Source organism: Wolbachia endosymbiont of Onchocerca ochengi (assembly GCF_000306885.1).
Taxonomy (GTDB): domain Bacteria; phylum Pseudomonadota; class Alphaproteobacteria; order Rickettsiales; family Anaplasmataceae; genus Wolbachia.
This window is the reverse complement of sequence record NC_018267.1, coordinates 297,645-319,049: the sequence shown is the minus strand read 5'-3', so window position 1 is coordinate 319,049 and position 21,405 is coordinate 297,645. Positions and strand designations below refer to the sequence as shown.

General features: G+C 32.3%; 13 protein-coding genes, 2 tRNA genes and 1 pseudogene. 14 read left to right on the top strand and 2 right to left on the bottom strand.

The genetic code is table 11. From position 1 onward, the window contains the following. Positions 1 to 379: 379 nt before the first annotated feature. A tRNA-Lys gene (locus WOO_RS01215) sits at positions 380 to 452 on the bottom strand. A gap of 161 nt (positions 453 to 613) precedes the next feature. Here WOO_RS01215 and WOO_RS01210 point away from each other — a divergent pair. After that, a tRNA-Ala gene (locus tag WOO_RS01210) sits at positions 614 to 687 on the top strand. 177 nt (positions 688 to 864) lie between these two features. Then, positions 865 to 2,517 carry a 30S ribosomal protein S1 gene (locus WOO_RS01205; protein WP_014868876.1) on the top strand — a complete coding sequence of 551 codons (1,653 nt, stop codon included), beginning with the start codon at positions 865 to 867 and terminating at the stop codon, positions 2,515 to 2,517. Positions 2,518 to 3,006: 489 nt separating this feature from the next. On the opposite strand, the gene WOO_RS01200 is transcribed toward WOO_RS01205, so the two are convergent. Further along, positions 3,007 to 3,279, bottom strand: coding sequence for a succinate dehydrogenase assembly factor 2 (locus WOO_RS01200; RefSeq protein ID WP_014868875.1), 273 nt, complete (start codon positions 3,277 to 3,279; stop codon positions 3,007 to 3,009). A 98-nt stretch (positions 3,280 to 3,377) separates the two neighbouring features. Here WOO_RS01200 and rseP point away from each other — a divergent pair, with 98 nt between their 5' ends. The 12 genes and pseudogenes from rseP to WOO_RS01140 all read left to right on the top strand — a co-directional run bounded on the left by rseP (position 3,378) and on the right by WOO_RS01140 (position 21,369). Further along, positions 3,378 to 4,502: an RIP metalloprotease RseP gene (gene rseP, locus WOO_RS01195; protein WP_044135476.1), complete on the top strand. Its 1,125-nt coding sequence runs from the start codon at positions 3,378 to 3,380 to the stop codon at positions 4,500 to 4,502. Positions 4,503 to 4,509: 7 nt separating this feature from the next. Next, positions 4,510 to 6,855: an outer membrane protein assembly factor BamA gene (gene bamA / locus WOO_RS01190; RefSeq protein ID WP_044135394.1), complete on the top strand. Its 2,346-nt coding sequence runs from the start codon at positions 4,510 to 4,512 to the stop codon at positions 6,853 to 6,855. Next, positions 6,856 to 7,416, top strand: a complete 561-nt coding sequence (locus WOO_RS01185; RefSeq protein WP_014868872.1) for an OmpH/Skp family outer membrane protein — start codon at positions 6,856 to 6,858, stop codon at positions 7,414 to 7,416. A 17-nt stretch (positions 7,417 to 7,433) separates the two neighbouring features. After that, positions 7,434 to 7,874, top strand: a complete 441-nt coding sequence (fabZ, locus tag WOO_RS01180) for a 3-hydroxyacyl-ACP dehydratase FabZ (protein WP_014868871.1) — start codon at positions 7,434 to 7,436, stop codon at positions 7,872 to 7,874. A 46-nt stretch (positions 7,875 to 7,920) separates the two neighbouring features. Next, positions 7,921 to 10,860 (top strand): FAD-dependent oxidoreductase, encoded by a 2,940-nt coding sequence (locus tag WOO_RS01175; protein ID WP_014868870.1) that lies wholly within the window; start codon positions 7,921 to 7,923, stop codon positions 10,858 to 10,860. A gap of 891 nt (positions 10,861 to 11,751) precedes the next feature. After that, positions 11,752 to 13,299 carry a proton-conducting transporter transmembrane domain-containing protein gene (locus tag WOO_RS01170; RefSeq protein WP_044135393.1) on the top strand — a complete coding sequence of 516 codons (1,548 nt, stop codon included), beginning with the start codon at positions 11,752 to 11,754 and terminating at the stop codon, positions 13,297 to 13,299. Continuing rightward, positions 13,284 to 14,627 (top strand): signal recognition particle protein, encoded by a 1,344-nt coding sequence (gene ffh, locus WOO_RS01165; protein WP_014868868.1) that lies wholly within the window; start codon positions 13,284 to 13,286, stop codon positions 14,625 to 14,627. The genes WOO_RS01170 and ffh overlap by 16 nt, the downstream gene beginning before the upstream one ends. 1,056 nt (positions 14,628 to 15,683) lie before the next feature. Continuing rightward, positions 15,684 to 16,379, top strand: a complete 696-nt coding sequence (elbB, locus tag WOO_RS01160) for an isoprenoid biosynthesis glyoxalase ElbB (protein ID WP_044135391.1) — start codon at positions 15,684 to 15,686, stop codon at positions 16,377 to 16,379. A gap of 120 nt (positions 16,380 to 16,499) precedes the next feature. After that, positions 16,500 to 16,865, top strand: coding sequence for a hypothetical protein (locus tag WOO_RS01155; RefSeq protein WP_014868866.1), 366 nt, complete (start codon positions 16,500 to 16,502; stop codon positions 16,863 to 16,865). Between the two features lie 868 nt (positions 16,866 to 17,733). Continuing rightward, positions 17,734 to 18,467 (top strand): annotated as a pseudogene (locus tag WOO_RS04145) (4-hydroxy-3-methylbut-2-enyl diphosphate reductase). 313 nt (positions 18,468 to 18,780) lie between these two features. Next, entirely contained in the window at positions 18,781 to 20,055 is a 1,275-nt protein-coding gene (locus tag WOO_RS01145) for an APC family permease (RefSeq protein ID WP_044135474.1), read from the top strand. Between the two features lie 27 nt (positions 20,056 to 20,082). Further along, positions 20,083 to 21,369, top strand: coding sequence for an APC family permease (locus WOO_RS01140; RefSeq protein WP_044135473.1), 1,287 nt, complete (start codon positions 20,083 to 20,085; stop codon positions 21,367 to 21,369). The last annotated feature ends 36 nt before the right edge of the window (positions 21,370 to 21,405 follow it).

Here is a 21,405-nt window from a genome sequence, read left to right as displayed (position 1 = left end):
ATTTTTAGTGCTTGTTGTATGTGAAGTTTCTGATAACTGTTTATATTAGATGATTTTTATCATGCTATAATAAAAATATTAGTTCCATAAGAAGATAACATATCGTTACTAACTTAGTTAAGTTAATTGTATCATGCAGGAAATAGGTCCTCTTTGGCGCTACAAAAATTCATTTTGTTAACTTATTTACTTTTTTAAAATTATGAAAAAATATTCACCTTTTTGAGAAAAATACTCAAAATTAACAGATTATTAAGAAGTAAGAAGAAAGTGAGAATTTTAAGATAAATAATTAAAAGCAAAGTTAATGATTATAGGTAATTTATATATGCTGTTATGCTAGAACTTTCATAGAAGGAAGCCTATAAGATATATCTGATGATCCCGGCGCGGATTGAACGCGCGACCTACTGATTAAAAGTCAGTTGCTCTACCGGCTGAGCTACGGGATCGCTTCATTTTTTAGCTGTACCAAACGTCAATACATCTTTTGTCTATTTTAATCAAACTAAAATTTTCATACATAATATATGTACTATAATATAGCTTCTTGACAATAGCTTAGTACTTCTTGTACTCTAGAGTATAGGTTAGTTTATTCTCATAGACAACTGGGGGCATAGCTCAGCTGGGTAGAGCATCTGTTTTGCACGCAGAAGGTCAGCGGTTCAATCCCGCTTGCCTCCACATCAAAATGTTATTTGGGTGTATTGCAAGCTACTATAGTATCTTATTTGACTAGTTGTGTCTTGTGTAGCTCAGGTAATCCTTTACAATACATTAATGAGTTAATAAAAAACTGCTTGTAACTAATTATTAATATTATATAGTATATTATTTCTAATTAAATTTAAATGAAAAGGTATGAATAATAATGATCCAGCTGTAAATCTATCAACTAGTATTAAAAAATTATCGTCAAACAGGTTCGTAGAAGAGGTGTGTCAAAGTCAGTTTGAAGATCAAGGTAATATTTTATTTGAAGGTTTTTTTGTCAAGAAAGTTAAAGAAGGAGATGTAGTAGAAGGTGTAGTTACACAAATAAATCCTAACGACGTTGTAGTTGACGTTGGCTTAAAGTCTGATGGGAGAATTTCAATTAAAGAACTCGGTTGTAGAGATGAGGTTGGTGTTGGTTCTAAAATTAAGGTGTATGTAGAAAGAATCGAAGATTATTATGGTAACGTAGCTCTTAGTCGTGAGAAAGCAATTAGAGATGAAAAATGGCATAAGTTGGAAGAAGATGCAGCTACACAAACTGAGGTAAGTGGAATTATTAAACGTTCAATTAAATGCGGCTTTATTGTTGATCTTGGCGATGGAATAAGTGCTTTTTTACCGATGAGCCATGTGGACTTAAAGCAAGCGAGAGATGCTAAGCATCTTATTGATACTGAACAAAAATTTATTGTGCTTAAAGTGGATAAGAAACAGGGTAACATTGTAGTATCAAGAAAGCTGGTATTAGAAAAATTGCATGCTGGTGAAAAAATTAAATTTTTAGAATCCTTAAACGAAGGTGATATAATAGAGGGAAAAATAAAAAGCATTACTCATTACGGTGTATTTGTTGGTATTCATGAGTCAGACGTAGTTGGGGTTGTGGATGGGTTATTACATATTACAGATATTTCTTGGAGTAGAGTGAGCCATCCATCTGCAGTTTTTACCTGTGGTCAGACTATAAAAGTCAAAGTTATAAAAATAGATAAAGAAAATGCGAAAGTTTCTCTAGGTATAAAGCAATTAGAGGATAACCCTTGGCATGATATAGAATTAAGATATCCAGTTGGTAGTGTGTATAAAGGTCATATAACAAGTATAGAGGATTATGGAATATTTGTTGAACTTAAACCTGGAATTGAAGGTTTAGTACACTCGTCAGAAATAACTTGGGTTAAGAATAATTTACCAATTAGTAATCTTGTAACCAGAGGACAGGAAGTGTTTGTTAAGATTCTCAGTATTGACACTGTTAAAAATAGAATGAGTTTGAGTATTAAGAGGTGTGTAAGTAATCCTTGGCAAGTATTTATTGACAAATACCCTCCTGGCTCTATTGTTTCTGGTAAGATTAAGAATAATACTGGATTATATATATCTATTACCTTTGATGATTATGAAATAGATGAGAATGTGGAAGGGACAATTTATGCACAGGATATAAGTTGGTCTAAGAATGGTTTAGATCAAATAAAAAAGTATAGTGTTGGTGATATAATAGAAGCAAAAGTAATAAGGGCTAATGTAAATCGAGCAAAAATTTACCTTGGTATAAAGCAAATAGAGCATGATCCTCTTATAGAATTAATAAAAAAAGTAAAGGTAGGTGGCAAAATGCAGGCTATTGTGAGTAAGAGGGAAGATAGCGGGTTAGTTGTTAAAGTTGAGAATGATGTGACTCTCTTAATAGATCAAGAGCATCTACCAGAAAATAAAAAGTTTTCTATGTCAGAAGAAATAGAAGTGGAAGTGTTGGGCATTGAAGCCTATAATATAATACTATCTGCTAAATAATTAGAGTTTTAGCTTCGTATAAGTGGTAACGAAATCTAATCTAATAATAAAGATGGCAAAGATATATTCTTTCCTAGATGAGATAGTCATCAAGGCTTACACAGTTGATAGGTTTTTGAGGTACTTTTAAGTTCCATAGTAGAATTGAAATTATGGTATTTGTTTTTTTAATTAGGAGTTATAAGTCAAAAAAGGTAAACCATTTGGTGCATAGAAGTTTACAAAAAGTCAATATCTCAAAATATATTTTCTTAGCAGTAAAAAGTTGTTTAACTTGATAAGTGAGAAGAATTTATATTGTTAATAGAATAAAAATGATGGTTAAGTTATTGCTAGGGATTTTTATGTTATATGTAAGTATTAGAAGTAGTTATATGGATAGTACACAAAATATCTTATGAAAGTGAAGAGAAGAATCGATAGCGTGAAAAGCACAAAAATGAAAAAAAACAGGATATACTGAAGTACTAAATAGGGTAGATAAGATCGTTAAACGCATAGGGGATTAGCTTCAATAAAATAAATAATTAAATTCATTATCTTACTGCTTACATTAGAAGGGAAGTCTACTTTACGAGTCATGTAATAATATAATTCATAGTCATCAAGATCAACTATCCTCTCATATTCAATGAGTTCGTTTAGGGAGAATTTATCAAGATGCTTCAGTGCAAAATACCCCAAGAGTATATCAGTTTCTTTGCACCCTCTGTGCCAGCTTCTATACATCAATTTTCTTCTTAATAAAGAGATATCCGTCATTGGTATTAAATTTTCCTTGATTTAAAGGTAAAATTAAATGCTTGTCAAGCGAGCACGTTTTAATATACTTAATGTTTTGTTCAAGATCTGAGATACAAGTGGAGTTAGTTTCTAATCTTATTCATCAATTTAGTGATGGAATATATTATTTTGTGTCATTTTCCTTAATTATCTCTATTATAATATTTGTGCATGAGTATGGGCACTATATTATCGCTAAGGCGTGTAAAGTTAAGGTTGAATCTTTTTCCATAGGCTTTGGCCCTGAAATTTTTGGTTTTTATGATAAGTTTGGAACTAGATGGAAATTAAGTGCCATCCCACTGGGTGGGTATGTTAAAATGCTAGGAGATAATAATACAGCAAACGTTCCAGTTAGTCAACAAGAGCTAACTGAGGAAGAAAGGTTATATTCGCTTCATACAAAACCACGATATAAGAAAACAGCAGTAGTTTTTGCAGGGCCACTTGCAAACATGATACTAGCTGTTATAGCTTTTACGGTATTTTTTAGTATAACAGGCTATTATCGTACTCCACCAGTGATTGGGAGTGTAATCGAGGGTAGCGTAGCAGATCAGGCTGGTTTATTGCCAGGTGATATTATTACACAGATTAATGAATATGGAATAAAATATTTTGAAGATATTTCACGTGTGATGATGTTAAGCCCAGAAGCCAAAGTGGAAATTAGATATAGTCGAAATAACAAGGGACATAAAACTACCCTAACTCCATTAATAACTGAGGATAAAGATATTTTTGGTGATGAAATAAAAAGAAAGACTATAGGAATTACTTCAGTTAACATAGCGGGGCTAAAACGGTCATCTTTTCTTGGAGCTGTGAGTCTATCAGTAAGTGAAACTTACCACGTTATGTACTTGACAATTAAAGCTCTTTTTCAAATTGTTATTGGTAAGAGAAGTATAAATGAAATAGGTGGACCAATAAAAATTGCGAAGTACTCAGTACAATCAACTAAAAAGGGATTTGTTATGGTTTTATATTTTATGGCGGTCCTTTCAGCTACTTTAGCTGCAGTTAATTTGCTACCAATTCCACTACTAGATGGTGGACACTTATTTAATTATATTATAGAGGCAATTATACGTAGAGATTTAAGTCCGAGGTATCACAAATATGCAGCTACTTTTGGTGCTACCATATTATTTTTGCTGATGGTAATTGCAATATCGAATGATATAAGGCATCTTTTTTAAGATAAACATGAAAAGGCTGTTTTGCATGCTAATAGTAATTTTTATTTCTGTTCCTGTTCTACTCGTTGCTTTAGAAAACGATAACAAAACTAAAATAAATGATATTAAATGTATTGGTAATAAGCGAGTTGGTAATCAAACAATAAGGTTTTATACAAAATTAGAGCCTGGTAGTTATGTAAATGATAATAGCCTAGACTCGATTATAAAAGATTTATATAAAACAAAGTTGTTTGCTGGTGTTAACGCTTACATTGATGATGAAAAAAATTTAGTAATAAAAGTTCAAGAAAATCCACTGATCAATAGGATAACATTAAAAGGTAATAAGCTATTTAAAAGCAAAGAACTGCTAAATAATGTAATTCAGTCAAAACCTTTGACCATTTTTGCTGAAACAAAGTTACAAAATGATCTATTGAACTTAGCCACAACTTATAGAAATAGTGGTAAGATTGGTGCTAAAATTGAGTATGCACTAAACAAGCTTGATGGTAATAGAGTGAATTTAGTTTTTAAAATAAAAGAGGGTAAAACATCTAGAATTAGGGATATAAGATTTATAGGTAATAAAAACTTCTCTGAGAATGAGTTGAAGCAAGCTGTTAAAATGCAAAGTGATGATATATTTAGTAAGTTATTTATGGTCTTTTTTAAAGGTAAAAATCATTATTCACCACAATATTTGTTGATCAATGAAGAGTTGCTCGATAGTTTTTATTCCTCTAAAGGTTATATTAAAAATAACATACAGCCAATTGTTGAGATCGATAACAATGATCAAGTTGTTTTAACTTTTTTAATCGATGAAGGAGAGCAGTACTTGTTTGGAAACAATAAAATTAATATTAAAGCTAGAATCCAAGACTCGATCATAAAAGAGGAACTATTAGGGCTGATAACTAAAGAAGATAATAAAGTATTTGATAAGATTAAAGTTAATAGTGTAGTAGAGAAGATAAACAAATACTTAAGCGAGAGAGGGTACATATTTGCAGAGGTTAATCCAGAATATACACAGCGTGGTAATGTTATAGATGTAACTTACAAAGTACTGCCAGGCAAGAAGATTTATGTGAATCGAATCATAATTAGTGGTAATGACCGCACTTTAGATAAAGTAATCAGAAGTAAGCTTAGTATAGCGGAAGGTGATGCATATAATACATCTAAGATCCAAAAGTCATATAGAAAACTGGTTAGTAGTGATTTTTTTGAGACAGTAAAAATAGATAGCTATGCGATTAACGATAATGCGGTGAATCTTGACTTAAATGTTAAAGAAAAAAATACTACTTTGTTATACTTAGGAGGAGGAATATCTTTCCCTGGTGGAGCATTTTTAAAAACTGATTTTAAAGACCGTAATTTGTTTGGTGGTGGAAAAGAACTCTCTTTTGCCCTTGAGAAAGGCCAATATTCATTTTCAACTGATTTAGAAGTTATCGAAAGCAACTTTAACGACTCTGATACATCACTGGGTGTAGGTATATTTTATGAAAAGCAAGATAAACCAAACACTACTTTCAATAGTTGTGATATGGGTTTTTTTGCAAAGTTATCATATAAAGTTACAGAAAACTTAACTAATTTTCTCCGCTATTATTATAAATATAACCATATACGGATGGATAATAAGGGTGGAAAAGATAATAGCGGTATTTCTAAAATAATACTTGACCGAGAAGGCGAGCATCACATTTCATCACTGGGGTACACGTTAGCTTATAGTAAGCTGGATAACCTCTACTCTCCAAGAGATGGGTATTTATTAAGCTTAAGCCAGGATATTTCAGGGCTAGGAGGGAATGTAAATTTCCTCAAATCTGAGTTTTTGTCTTTTTATATACATCCTATATTAAGGAATATTGATGATGATACAATACTACGCTTTAAAATAGCTGCAGGTCATGTTTTTTCTTATGCTTCTAAAAAGCTAAGTATTGGCCAGCACTTTTTTAAAGGTGGTAATGAAATTAGAGGATTTGACCTCTCTGGTATTGGACCAAGGACAAAAGATAAAAATGAAAGCTTAGGAGGTAAAACTTATTTCAACTTAACACAGCAAGTGGATTTTCCACTGCTAAAATTATATGATTATGTTGCTATTAAAGGGTCATTATTTGTTGACTACGCAACGCTTTTTGGCCTAGATGATAAAAGTAAGGAATCTGGGTATGAGAAGGACTATTATGACAGTAAGCTTGTGAGGATATCACCTGGTTTTGGTTTTTCAATGCCTTCTCCTTTTGGTGGTAGATTTAGATTAGATTTTGGTTTCCCTCTAGTTAAAGAGCCATATGATATAGTACCATCGTCAAATATTAAGTTTTCTATTGAAGCGGGAGTTTAAATGAAGTACACACAATTGCTTATATCAGTTATTGCCTTAGTTATTTCATTGTTTGCAAGTTATAAAGCTGTAAAACAGCAACCTCAGAATGCATTCAATGCAAAAATTGTGATTGTTGATAGTGATAAAGTTATCAATGAATCTCTTGCTCTACAAAATATACAACAACAAATAAAAAAGCAAAGCTCTAAACTGCAGCAAGAGTTTGAGAGTGAGCTAGAAAAATTTAAATCCTCAAAAGAAGAATTTGAACTTTTATCGGAGGAAGCAAGAAAGGAAAAAGCCGATCAATTTAACAAGTATGCTGTAAGCGCTAGAGATAATTACGCTAAAAAAATGTCACATTTAGAAGAGAGCTATAGAGATGCAGTGGAGGATATTTTTAATAAGATGAAAGAAGTTGCTAGAAAAACTGCAGAAAAAAACAGCATAGATTTGGTATTCTTTCTCCCAAAGAAAAACCAAATTTTATACTCTATGGATAAAGTTGATTTATCAGATGTATTATTAAAAAACATAAACAAGGAAATGCGCGAGTTTACTTTGAAAGGCGTTAATTAAGCTTGCTTTCAGGTACCATGCAGTTTAATATCAGTGATATTATAAAAATACTGCCACATTCTTATCCATTTCTCTTAGTAGATAGAGTGATAGAGTGTAATCCTGGTAAAAGTATAAAAGCGATCAAAAATGTAACTTTCAATGAGCCATTTTTTGTTGGTCACTTTCCTGGTTATCCAATAATGCCAGGAGTCTTGATAATTGAATCTCTAGCTCAGGCATCTGCAATATGTGTTCTGAGTAAAGAAAGTCAAAGCACAGTGAAAAATAAAGTTGTTTACTTTATGTCCATTGAAAATGCAAAATTTAGGAAGCCAGTTACTCCAGGAGATGTATTGATTCTTCAGGCTACTATTAAAAATGCACGTTTAAATGCGTGTAAATTTGAGTGTGTTGCATATGTTAGTGAAAAAAAGGTTGCAGAAGCAATAATTTTAGCTATGTTGCAGAGTATATAAAGTTTTCGTCTGTAAAAAACAGTGTATACACTGCATAATATATGCAATGCAGCTAAATTTTAACATTTCGTTTTCAAATTTATATACCCGCGATGGGTTAATAAAATTAGATAAAATATTTTTAGATTACATCAAATCATGCAATGAAAATTTATTTTTTTCATTGATTGAAGCGAGAAAAAAAATAGCTTCTTCTTTGATGTCACTCAGATTGATTTCAGCTAACTCTCCAGTGTCATCCCAGTGCTCCTTGACACTAGAAACTAAGAGACAACTAGTATCAACTATACAAATGACTGATAGTCAACTAATTATAGACCTTTCGTATTTACTTGATGAATTTATCACAAAGCTTTTTAACATCGAGAAAGAAATAGAAGAGCTGAGAAAAAAGCATGATGACTTTAATGTAATATATAAATGCAAAAGATCATTTGTTCAGCGTTATGCATTGAATAGATATGCTGATATAGCGAGTATTGACATTGATTATGTTACTAGTGAACTAAATCGCTTTTTCACTTTGCCGATAACAGAGAAAAGCTTTGCCGAACAGGTGATATTCTGGTTAGAAGATAGAGAAAATCATGAAAAAGAAATAGAACTTGCGGCACAATATGCAGCGTGGAGAGTGAAAAATAAACAGAGTATACTTTTTAGTATTCATAGAAAAACTGACTACGAAAATCTTGTATCATTTTCTAGAAAAAAAGTAGAAGAAGTTGAGGTTCTGTATTCAAAAAAAATAAAAAGACGATATGGTTTTGACCTAACAAGTGAAAAGGTAAACTTGAGCAAAGGATTAGATAATGCTCACTATTGCATATTTTGTCATAAGCAGAATAAAGATAGCTGCTCTAAGGGGTTAATTAATGATGATAAAACATTCAAAACTTCTCCACTTAGAGTCGAACTGCACGGCTGTCCACTGGAGCAGAAAATATCAGAAATGAATCTGGTAAAAAGCAAGGGGTACAGCATAGCCAGCCTTGCAATTGTAATGATAGATAATCCACTATGTGCGGCTACTGGATATAGAATATGCAATGACTGTACAAATTCATGCATATATCAAGAAAAGCAAGAACCTGTGGATGTACCGGTGATCGAGACGAAAATTTTGGATGACGTGCTTAGTTTAACATTTGGTTTTGAAATATATTCTTTGCTTAGTCGTTGGAATCCTTTAAATTTTCAGCGGCCACTACCAAAAGAAAACACTAGCAAAAACATTCTGGTTGTAGGTCTTGGTCCTGCAGGATTTAGTTTAGCTCATCATTTGTTAAATGATGGGCATAACGTTATTGCTATTGATGGATTAAAGATTGAACCTTTGATGGATAGTTTTGAGCTGATTAAAGATTTTAAACATGAAAAATTAAGTAAGCGTTCTGCCGGTGGGTTTGGTGGAGTAGCAGAATATGGTATTACTTCTCGGTGGAATAAGAATTACTTAAAGGTTATCAGACTATTATTGGAAAGACATAAGAATTTTGCCATTTATGGAGGTATTCGCTTTGGTGGTACAGTAACTGTTGATGATGCATTCAGTTTAGGGTTTGATCACATTGCACTAGCGCTTGGCTCTGGTAAGCCAAGAATGATTAAAGTAAAAAATGTATTAGCTCGTGGAGTACGCATGGCGTCAGATTTTCTAATGTCATTACAGCTTACTGGTGCCCTTAAATTTGATTCCATAGCGAACCTGCAAGTTCGTATGCCGATAGTTGTTATAGGTGCAGGACTCACTGCAATTGATACTGCCACTGAAGCTTTATCATATTATCCAGTTCAAATAGAAAAGTTTCTTCTTCGCTATGAAACATTGGTTGATAGATACGGAAAAAGCTACATTGAAAGGGACTGGACAGAAGAGGAATATGAAATCGCAGATGAGTTTATATCGCATGCACAATTGATTCGAAAAGAGCAAAAATTAGCAAAAAAAGAAAATAGGGAAACAAAAATATTGGAGTTAATGCAGAACTTTGGGGGGATAAAAATTATATATAGAAAACATCTGAAAGATTCGCCAAGTTATCGACTAAATAGTAAGGAGGTGCAAAATGCATTATTAGAAGGGGTTTACTTTATTGAGAATTTAGAGCCGGTTGAAATTGTAACAGATAAATATAATCATGCAGAGTCGATAAGACTGAGAGATATAAAATCTGGAGAAATTAAGCATATAAAAGCGCGCTCTATCTTTATAGCAGCAGGTACTGAACCAAATATAGTTCTTGCAGAAGAAGATAAAAAAAACTTTAAATTGAGCAATGGATATTTTACTCATCTAAATTCATCAGGGAAAGAAGTAGATCAAATATTTTCTCCTAAGATGCAAGATAAAGATAGAATATTAGTATATAATCAAGGTGGTAAAACGATTAGTTTCTTTGGTGATCTTCACCCTTCGTATAGAGGTAGTGTTGTGAAAGCTATGGCAAGTGTTAAGAACGGCTATCCTATCATTTCTCAGCTTTTGAGTGGAGTTGATGCTCCTCTAGCTGAGGTTTCAGCTTCGTGGACACGATTGTATGAATGTTGTAATGTAAGAGTAACTCTTACAAAAAAAGGTATCATCCAAATGGCAGGTACTAAGATTCGGAAAAAATTTGGAGACCAGTCTCACGAAGAATTTTTCAACAAGATCAAAGAGCAATTTACTGCAAGGGTTATGAAAGTTCAATATTTAACTGATAAAGTGCTAGAAATAGTGATTAAAGCACCTCTTGCTGCAAAAAATTTTCAACCTGGACAGTTCTTTAGGCTGCAGAACTTTGAAACCAATAGTAGGAATAGTAGGAAAACTAACCTTGCTATGGAAGGCATAGCTGTAACTGGCACTGAAGTAGATAGGAAAAAGGGAATTATTTCTACGATTGTTCATGAAATCGGTGGTTCCACTAGTTTATGTAAATATCTCAAAGAAGGTGAACAAATAGTTCTTATGGGTCCAACTGGGTGTCCTACTGAAATTTATTAGATCTATCTAACATTAGTTGTACTGTGATGTGTGTTATTTATTAATAAATTTATGTTATGATAATCTTTTTATTAAGATAATATTATGATATATTACTTAGTACTTATCTTTCCAAAGTAACAATATTACTAAGCGAGGGTAATAGTGCATTTTCAGCAAGAGATAAAGAAGGTAATAGAATAGATATTATAGCTGAGAGTAGTGCAAAAAAGGAAATTTTCTTTCTGGCGTTGATAAGTGTTAACTGCGTAAATGTTGTTATGTGGAAGACTTATAGTAAGGCTATTTTTTCATAGTAGGGTATTAAGTATGTTAGATGAGTGTAATATGGTTATCTGTCTGGGTTGACGGTAGAAATGTAAAGAAACGTCAGTATTCTGTATAGTCCCTTAGAACATGACATAGAGGAATATCAACATTGCTGTACAGTTTTCTTCATTCTAGTGCTAGTTGGAATGGCACAATTATCAGACTTGCTATTACTCAGTACTTCTTCACCTATTATTTTAGCACACGTGTATTATTGGTAACTTTATATTGCAATAACCATTTTAATATAGATAACGTAAAGTTAAGAAAATAGTTGACTTTACGCTAGTGATAAAAGGGCAATACTAAACTTTGTTTTAGAAAGTAAATAATTTACTAATTCTCGTGCATAAATTTAAAATGAATTACGCACGAGTATAGTACTATAGAGTGAACATGTTATAGTGAAGCTTACCTCACTATTAAAACTGCCGGTTAGATTAGATCTAATCTGACCGGTTTTCTATAACTCTAATATAATTATATGATAGTTAGTTTAATTAGTAGTTAAAAGGTGATTGCATAAAGATTGGTTTTTGTCTATTCATTTAGATATAATAAACCATGTTAGCTTAGATCATCGTGCAGTTTTACAAACTTTCACTGTTACTTCTTCTAGCTATATTAATAAGTATAGTACTAATGCTACCTGAAAGGTTGGGTGCAACATTAAACTTGTCTCATCCAGTTCTAAATTTTAATTTATCTTTTCGCGTCATATTAATATCTTTTTTGTTAACTGCATTTCTAGTTGTTCTACCAGCAAGTAACTTGAGCTTTTCAGAGATGCTATCTTCATTTGCTTACACTGTTAGTTCATTGTGTGTAATATTATCTAAGCAGGTAATATTGGTTATCATATTTTGTGAATTAATGGCCATTAGTGGATCTTTTATTATTGCTGGTAGTAAAGATAATGAGCCTGCGGTAAGATATGCTTGTATACACTTTTTTGCTGGAGTTATGTTAACAGCAGGATTGGCAATTCAAAGTTCTAATCTAGTAATAATAGGTTTACTAATAAATTGTGCTTGTTTCCCTTTCTCGTTTTGGGTTGTTGATGCATACCCTGCTACATCGTTACATGGTACTGCATATCTTTCTTTATTTACTACTAAAGTTTCTTTTTTAGCTATGCTTTTGCACGCTTGTATCATGCATACTGAAACTTTGGCGTTTTTGGGTTCTATAACTGTAATTTATAGCATTATATTTGCCTCTCTCGAACAAAATATTCGTAGATTTTTATGTTACGGTGTTATAGGGCAGATGGGTTTACTTATTATTGCAGGAAGCTTGCTTAGCTCTTCGGAAAAAGCAGTACCGATTTTAACGCTGCACATAATCTTCTCTCTTGGTTACCAGTCATTACTATTTGTAGTTGCTAATTCAGTTATTTCACAAACAAAAATGGTTAGTTTCAGTGGATTGAGCAAACTTATATCAGCCGAAAGTATGTGTGCTTTAATTGCAGTACTTACAATGGCTGGATTTCCTGGAACTGCTGGGTTTATTAGTAAGTCATGTATTGTAGCTGAAATTGAAATGAATGGTACTAATTTAGAGTTGTACAAAAATTTGTACAAAGCTCTGAATTTATCACTTTATTTAAGTGTGGGGCTTAAGTTTCTCTATTATACATTTGTTGCTAAAAGCAAGTTGAAACTTTCGGGAAAAAGGGATAGTAAAATAGCAATGACTATTTTAGCGTTTATGTGTGTGATCACTGGTAATCCTTACTTGCCTATTTACAATAAACCTTTGATCTTTAACTTTGTATATAACACAGAGAATATTTGGTCGCAATTTAATTTACTATTATATACCACCTTGTTGTTTATTCCTTTGCATAAGTTCTTTTTGCCAAGAATGAATTTTAAAATGGATGTCGATTGGACTTTCAGAGCTCTTATGCCCTATATTGTTCTATTGCTTAATAAATTAGTTTTTAAGGTAAAGAAAACATCTGCTAGCATGCTGCAAAACTTGACTAATTCACTTATTGGTTTATGCTTTAATAGTGCTACTAAACTCAAAGAAGTGCTAAATTGTAACTCAGTGAGTTTTGTTTCTGCTTTTTCTCTTTTTTTAATGAGTGTTCTACTAATGCTATTATGTTTAAATCATTAACTGAAAATTTAAATTCTGTATTTAATAAGCTTAAAGGGAAATCAATCATTTCTGAGGATGATTTTAATCTTGCTATGCGTGAGGTACGCATAGCCCTAATTGAAGCTGATGTTTCTCTTGAAGTTATTAAAAGATTTATTAGTGATATTAAAGATAAAGTAGTAGGGGAGCAAGTTATAAAAAGTGTTTCTCCAGTGCAAATGATAATTAAAATTGTGAAAGATAATTTGGTTGCAATTCTTGGATCAAAGAAAAGCGAATTAAATCTAGCAGTTAAGCCTCCCGCTGTAATCATGATAGTAGGTTTACAGGGTGCAGGTAAGACAACTACTTCAGGGAAGCTTGCTTTAAAGCTAAAAAGACAAAAGAAAAAAATAATGCTTGTTTCTTTAGACGTTTACAGGCCTGCTGCCCAGAAACAGCTTGAAGTGCTTGGAAAACAAATAGACGTACAAACTTTGCCTACAGTAGTGGGTGAGGGGCCTATTGCAATTACAAAAAGAGCACTGGCGGCGGCAAAAAACGGTAATTATGATGTGTTGATATTAGATACTGCAGGTAGGCTTCATATCGACAACAATATGATGAATGAGTTGAAAGCTATAAAGGAAATAACTTCACCTACAGAAGTTATTTTAGTGGCTGATGCAATGATTGGCCAAGATGCAGTGAATATTGTCAAATCATTCAATGAGAGAATAGGTGTAACTGGTATTGTTCTTACACGTGTTGACGGTGATGCCCGTGGTGGTGCCGCCCTTTCTATGAGAATGATAACTAATTGCCCAATTAAGTTTATTGCTTGTGGTGAAAAATTAAGCGACCTTGACGACTTTTATCCTGATAGAATAGCAAGAAGAATACTTGACATGGGTGACGTTGTTTCGTTGGTTGAAAGAGCTGCTGAGATAGTTGGTCAGGAAGAAATTAATAAACTGCAAGAGAAAATAAAAAAAGGTAGATTTGACTTAAATGACTTGATAAGGATGCTAAAAACCCTAAAAAAAATGGATGGTATCAGCAATATAATTAGATTCATCCCAAGCTCGTTCACAAAAAAATTAGGCAGTGGAATACCAGATGATGGCAGAGTGAAAAAATACATAGCTATTATAAATTCGATGACTAAAAAAGAAAAACGAGATCCAGATATTTTAAATGGTAAGAGAAGACTTAGAATTGCCAAAGGTTCTGGAACGAATGTAATGGACATCAATCTTTTGATTAAGCAATATGATCAAATAAACGCAATAGTTAATAAATTTGGTAAAGTTGATTACAGTAAACTCAAAGAATCTGATTTAATAGACATGCTAGGTAGGAAGTAGAGCAACTTTTTTCAAAAAAATTGTATTATTAATAGCTTACGTAACAAGGTTATTTAAGGCTGATGCTTTTCGCTATATCTCTATACTTCCTCGGAACTTGGATACCTACCTAAGAAAATTTGGATGCACTTCATTTCACTTTTTCGTTAGCCTTTTCATATCCTTTTCTGAAGAACTTTGAATAGTTTCATCCTTTGTTAGCCCATTTTATAATTAACTGTTGCTTTTTATTTGAAACATGTCTATTATTTTTACCATTCTGACTACACATCTTTATATAATTGATTAAAATAATTCTCTCTTTTTTAAGTTTCAGCTTTAGGAATTTTATCAAGTATATTTTCTCTATAAAATGTTTAGTTTTTTTTCCTCTGTTAATTGCTTCTTCTTTTATTTCGTCTTTATGTTTATATGTAACTAACCTAATACAGTTCTATAGTGCTATTGTTAAAACAATCTTGCTAAATACTGTGTGCTTCACTATCTAAGTAATAACATCAGTTATTTTTTTCTTATTGCTAAAATAAACTATTAATGTGCTTATCAGTGTTATAAATGCTGCTTTATGTTGCTTTCTCAATAGTTTTTTTGAATTAACAATCATCGGTTATACTTTAAAATTTTGAGTTTTTCTAATCATTGTCTGATCTTTATCAACTTATTTAGCTAGTTTTTTGAGTTTTTCTTTTTCTGATGGTTCTTCTAATATAGTTTTTAAGAACCCATCACTTTTATTATTGCTTAATAAATTAATTATATCTTTCGCTTTAGTTAAAGCTAAATCTTTTAGGTCTGTATTCTATTCAGAAGTTTTTTTGTTTCTTCTTTTAAACTGTTATTTCTTTAAATTAATTTAATTGAATCTTGGGTGAAGTACTCATTGTTGCCAGTATCTGTTATGTCACCTTGTACCATATTTAGTTTCTGTTAGTTATAAATATAACTAATTATACATAATAATTATCAATTATATTTGAATTGATATAAAATAATTACCTCTTTCCAAATATAGAATTTGTATTACAATACCTAGATTATATGGAGATAAGGTATTCTATGAGTGAGAAAAAATTAAAAGCTGCTGTGGTTTTGTCAGGGTGTGGTCACCTTGACGGTACTGAAATAAGGGAAGGTGTCTTAAGTCTGCTGGTTCTTGATCAACAGGAAGTTGAGGTTAAATGTTTTGCGCCTGATATTGATGTTACACAGGTCATGGACCATAAAGCAAAAGAAGCAGTGAAAGAAAAAAGGAATGTACTTGTAGAAGCAGCAAGAATCACGAGAGGTGAAATATATGACCTAAAAGAAGCAAAAGCTGAAGATTTTGACATGTTAGTTGTACCTGGTGGATATGGGGTTGCGAGGAATTTGTCTAATTTGGGTGAAAACAGAGATGCGGTAACAGTACTACCTGAATTTGAAAGATTAGTTTCTGAGTTTTTTATTACAAAAAAACCAATAGGAGCAATATGTATATCTCCAGCAATAATTGTTTTTATTTTAAGTAGTAGGATTGGTAAGGAAAAGAATAGAATTAAGGTAACAATAGGAGATGACAGGGAGAAATTGATAGAAAAGCTAGGTGGTGAGCATATAAAGTGTGATACAGAATTATCAATAGAAGATGAAGAGCATAATGTATTTTCCTGCTCTGCTTATATACGTAGTGACGAAGGTACGTATTCTGTATATCAAGGAATAAAGCACATGATTGATGGTATGGTAAAAAAGTTAACAAAAGGAATTAAGTAGCTGCTTAGATTTCTTACGCAACAACTAGTTGTTGAATTTTATGTTTTGGGGTGTATTATAGCTAAATGTACTTAAAAATATACATAGTTTTTTTAAATAGTAAGTGTAAAGGTGGTCTATATGTCAGGTGATTTGTGGGATTTTCTTGTGGATGTTCCTAGTGAAGGTTATGTAGTTGAAAGTTCATACTGTACGAGCGGTAAGTGTAATTATTATACGGGAAATATAGATCCGAATAATATTTGGGAGTTTGATTTGATTTCTCTAGATGGAAAGGCAACAAGGAAAGTTGGAATTGACGTAATTAACTTTTCTGAGCCAAGAGTTCGTTTTAGTATGGACGAAAGTGGTAAAAAAATCAATTTAGATATTGCTCCTGAAAACTGCAAAATAACAGAAGATGGATTTCTTTGTATCAATAAGGATAAACAAGATTATAGACTGAATTTTTTGATAAAGAAAATACAGTTTACATCTCAGGTGTGATATTTAAATATAGGTGCTATTTTATTTATAGCATTTTTAGCTATATGTGCAAGCGGTCATTACTCCGATGTGTGTATATTATGAAGCTCATTAATGAAAATTAGTACTGTGTATCTTAAGTCAAGCATAGTTAACTCTTTTATAGATGGTGCTATATTTGCATCTTTGTTATGTTTACTTTGTTTTTCTGCTGATCAATCTTACTTTTTATCAAATATACTTTTATGTTTGCTTTTCTGTCTGTTCTAATCTGTTACTGTTGTACTTAGTAATTTTCTTATCTTACTACTGGAAGTAGCTTCTTGTAATAGTCTGTTCTCTAATACTTTTCCTTTATTCAATATTAAAATTACGTTGTAAAATATCCCATTGTTGTCTCTACTGTGGCTACGGTTTATACAATATGCGTAGGCAGTTACAGCTATTTTATAACTGTACGTAAGCACTGCGATTTAGTTTTATTTACATATGCTTTAACTCTAGCAATGTTTTTATCATCTATGCACATCGGTATTTTTTGTTATCAATACCTTCTTTGAGATTGAGTACCTTTTTATCTAGGTAAATTTTTTTTCGAAGTAAGTATTTTGTACAAACTTTCATATTCAAGGCCATTTAAAATGGAATACAGTTGTATTATTATAATCTCTGGTTTTCTTCTACTTTGGTATATATAATGTTGGTCTATCTGTTCGTTTTGGAGAGTGCTCTTTCTTAAATCTTCTGTAGTATCAAACTGATTAAACGTCAAAGAAAATATGCGAAAAATGACTATTATATAAAATACAAATGATGGTGCTATAAGATATGATGAGCGGAGCTTGTTTTTAAGCAATGTTTGCTTGCATACCAATCTAATTTGGAAAAAGTGAGAATTATTTTATCTGAACCGCGCGGGTTTTGTGCAGAAGTTAAAAGAGCTGTAGCTATATTAGGCTATTTTTTAAAAAAAATATAAAAACGAGCGCCGAGTTTATGTTCTACATTAAATTGTTCACAACAAATATATAGTAAAGAACTTTTTAAGAGACAAGGAGTAGTTTTTTATAAGTAGTGTTGAGGATATTGATAAATATAGTAGAATATTGATTTTCAGTGCATACTGAGTGCAAAAAATGTAGAAGAGGAGGCGAAAAAAAAGGGTATTTAAGTGATTGGCGCAACATGTCCCCTAGTTAATAAAGTGCACAAAGAAGTAAAAAGGTATGAGGATAATGTAAAGAATTAATTCTGATTAGGCATGAAACTTACCCAGAGGCTAAGGAAATTAGAGGAAGAGTAAAAATCCTATTGCTTTAGTGTAAACCATAGAAGATGTACGCGATTTAAAGGTTAATGATCTAGATAATTTATCTTACGTCACACAAACCGCTTATTAGATCTGTGTACTGCGAGAGGAAGGAGAGCTTGTTTGATTGATAACTACAGCTATGTGAATAAAAATTGGTTACAGGGCATAGAAAGAGGGTAGGAATTACCGTAGAGGGGGGTATCCTCTCTGCTCCCGCGAATATATTGGTTGATGAGCTAATAGACTACTTAAGAATAAGTAAAGGCACAAAGGTTTCAGTTATGTCAGGTGGTATTACTGAAAGTGTTTAGTTTAAAATATTAGATTTAATGTAAAGTACATCTTGCTTACTAAACTCTGATTATTGTGATAAGTGTAAAAGTTATTGATAGTCAGGTGGTTCTCAGCTGAAGAGCAAAAGTTGAGTATCTAGAATCCTAAACAATAAGATTTCCTACATGAAGATGAAATTAAGTGTGCACTTTTACACTGCTTGCAAATAAATTTTTTGCTGAGTTTGATTATTTAATAGAAAAGCATAAACATGAACCAGCTACTGAGCAACAGAATGACTTGCGCGGACGGCAGAAATTGTTAATCTATTTACTAAAATCAGAAAACATTGTGTCAGATAAAATGGGTTTTTTGGCTATCTTTGCCTTAGTTGTCAGTAGTCAAATTGGCTCGGGAATTTTCATGCTTCCAATTAGCCTAGCTCCATATGGCATGTATAGTCCTATAAGCTCGATAATATCGGGATTTGGCGCTATATCTCTTGCTTTGGTTTTTGCTTTGCTCTGTGCAAAATTTCCAAGAACTGGTGGTCCTCATGTTTATGTAAAACATGCCTTTGGTTCTACAGTGGCTTTTTTTGTTGGTTGGACGTATTGGATAAGCTCATGGATTAGTTCAACAGCTGTAACAATTGCAAGTGTCGGTTATCTAGCTCCTCTTTTTCATGATAATATACAAAATATACGTTTGCTTTTAGAGATGGCATTAGTTTTAGCTATTATGCTAATAAACTTGAGAGGGGTAAATACTGTTGGGCGTGTTGAACTTTTATTAACCGTCATTAAAATTGTTGTGCTGCTTGTAATACCTGTGGTAGCGTTGTTTTTTTTTGATAGAAATAACTTTATAATAAGTGAGGAGGTATCAAATTTTACAACATCGCAGATTCTTGCTCATTCTACACTTCTTGCTCTCTGGTGTTTCATTGGACTTGAATCAGCAACAGCATCTGCAGGATCTGTTGATAATCCAGCTAAGACAATACCAAGAGCCATAGTACTTGGTACAATCTGTGTTGCTATTATATATTTTATTAATAATTTTGCAATTATGGGACTAATAAGTGGTAGTGAACTAGCTGATTCAAGGGCACCATATGTTGATGCAGTAAAAATTATGTTTCCAGGTAATTGGCATGTAATAGCTTCTGTTGTTGCTTTTATTGTTTCTGTAAGTAACTTAAATACTTCGTTCTTGACTGATGGACAAGTTACCTTAGGTCTTGCAAAAGATAAGTTAATGCCAAAGCTCTTTGCTAAAAGAAATAAGTACAATGCTCCTTTTTATGGAATAATACTTAGTACTTTAGGAGTGCTAGTTTTGCTTGTTCTAACATCAAACAAAAATTTTGCTGAGCAAGTAACTTCAATGATTAATATCTCTATGGTTTCGTTCTTATTTATCTACTTGGTATCTAGTTTTGCCTTTCTTAAGATTGCTATGCAAGAGAAAATATATTACAAGTTACTGATTGGAAGCGTGACTATACTTTTTTGTTGTTGGATAATATATGAAATTCCTATCAGTACATTGTTAATGTCAAATTTATTCCCCTTAAGTGGCACACTTATTTATTTATTTTGGTACCGCAAGTCTATAAGGTGACCATTTTTAATGGAATCAAGGAGCATTGTGTCAAATAAAATAGGTTTCTTAACTGTTTTTGCTTTAGTTATTAGTAGTCAGATTGGCTCTGGAGTTTTTATGCTTCCGATTAGCATTGCACCATACGGTATTTATAGCCTCATAAGTTGGCTAATATCAGGAGCTGGTGCTGTGTCTCTCGCTTTAGTATTTGCTACACTATGTACAAAGTTTCCAGAGACTGGAGGTCCTCACGTTTATGTAAAACATGCTTTTGGTCCCACAGTAGCCTTTTTTGTTGGTTGGACTTATTGGTTAATCTCCTGGGTTAGTACAACAGCTCTAGTGATTGTAGGTGTCGGTTATCTTACACCACTTTTTTATAAGGATATTCAAAATATACGTTTGCTTTTAGAGTTGCTATTGCTCGCAATTATTACGTTAGTGAATTTAAGGGAAATAACTACTGCTGGATGTGTTGAGCTTCTGATTACAGTTATAAAAGTTTCTGTGTTGCTTGTAATACCTGTGGCAGCGTTATTTTTTTTCGATAGAAACAACTTTATAATAAGTGAAAAAATCTCAAATCTTACGATATCACAAATTCTTGCACGTTCTACACTTCTGACTTTATGGTGTTTTATTGGAGTTGAATTGGCAACAGCACCTGCAGGATCAGTAGATAATCCAGCTAAAACCATACCAAAAGCTGTAGTACTTGGTACAATCTGTGTTGCTATTATATATTTTATTAATTGTTTTACAATTATGGGATTAATTAATGGCAATGATTTAGCAAATTCAAAAGCGCCGTATGCTGATGCAATAAAAATTATGTTTTCTGGTAATTGGCATTTGATTATTTCTATAATTGCATTTATTTTCTGTGTCGGTAGTTTAAACGCATGGGTTTTATCCAGTGGACAAGTTGCTTTTGGTCTTGCAGAAGATAAACTTATGCCACAATTTTTTGCTAAAAAGAATAAGCATGGTTCTCCTTTTTTGGCAGTAATAATTAGCTCAGTTGGAACTGCAATTTTGCTAATTCTTACTTCAAGCAACGATTTTGCTAAGCAAATTACATCAATTATTGATTTTTCTGTAGTTTCGTTTTTACTTGTTTACCTTACATGCAGCCTTGCTTTTCTAAAGATTATTATAGAGAAAAGAAATTATTACAAACTTTTAATCGGCATCGTAGCAACAACTTTTTGTTGTTGGGTGATACATGAGACTCCTGTGAACACTTTGCTAATCTCAAGCTTATTTACTGTAAGTGGTATACCTCTTTACTTATTTTGGTATCGTAAAGTTTCTGTACAATTTGATAGCTAGAACTTTAAATGATCGATATTCATGTTTTTTTCTTCT

What these genes read in the sequence shown, in the direction of transcription:
- fabZ (WP_014868871.1), top strand. Translation starts at nt 7,434, where the DNA reads ATGCAGTTTAATATCAGTGATATTATAAAAATACTGCCACATTCTTAT.
- WOO_RS01155 (WP_014868866.1), top strand. Translation starts at nt 16,500, where the DNA reads ATGTCAGGTGATTTGTGGGATTTTCTTGTGGATGTTCCTAGTGAAGGT.
- WOO_RS01205 (WP_014868876.1), top strand. Translation starts at nt 865, where the DNA reads ATGAATAATAATGATCCAGCTGTAAATCTATCAACTAGTATTAAAAAA.
- elbB (WP_044135391.1), top strand. Translation starts at nt 15,684, where the DNA reads ATGAGTGAGAAAAAATTAAAAGCTGCTGTGGTTTTGTCAGGGTGTGGT.
- WOO_RS01175 (WP_014868870.1), top strand. Translation starts at nt 7,921, where the DNA reads ATGCAGCTAAATTTTAACATTTCGTTTTCAAATTTATATACCCGCGAT.
- WOO_RS01200 (WP_014868875.1), bottom strand. Translation starts at nt 3,279, where the DNA reads ATGACGGATATCTCTTTATTAAGAAGAAAATTGATGTATAGAAGCTGG.
- ffh (WP_014868868.1), top strand. Translation starts at nt 13,284, where the DNA reads ATGTTTAAATCATTAACTGAAAATTTAAATTCTGTATTTAATAAGCTT.
- WOO_RS01185 (WP_014868872.1), top strand. Translation starts at nt 6,856, where the DNA reads ATGAAGTACACACAATTGCTTATATCAGTTATTGCCTTAGTTATTTCA.
- bamA (WP_044135394.1), top strand. Translation starts at nt 4,510, where the DNA reads ATGAAAAGGCTGTTTTGCATGCTAATAGTAATTTTTATTTCTGTTCCT.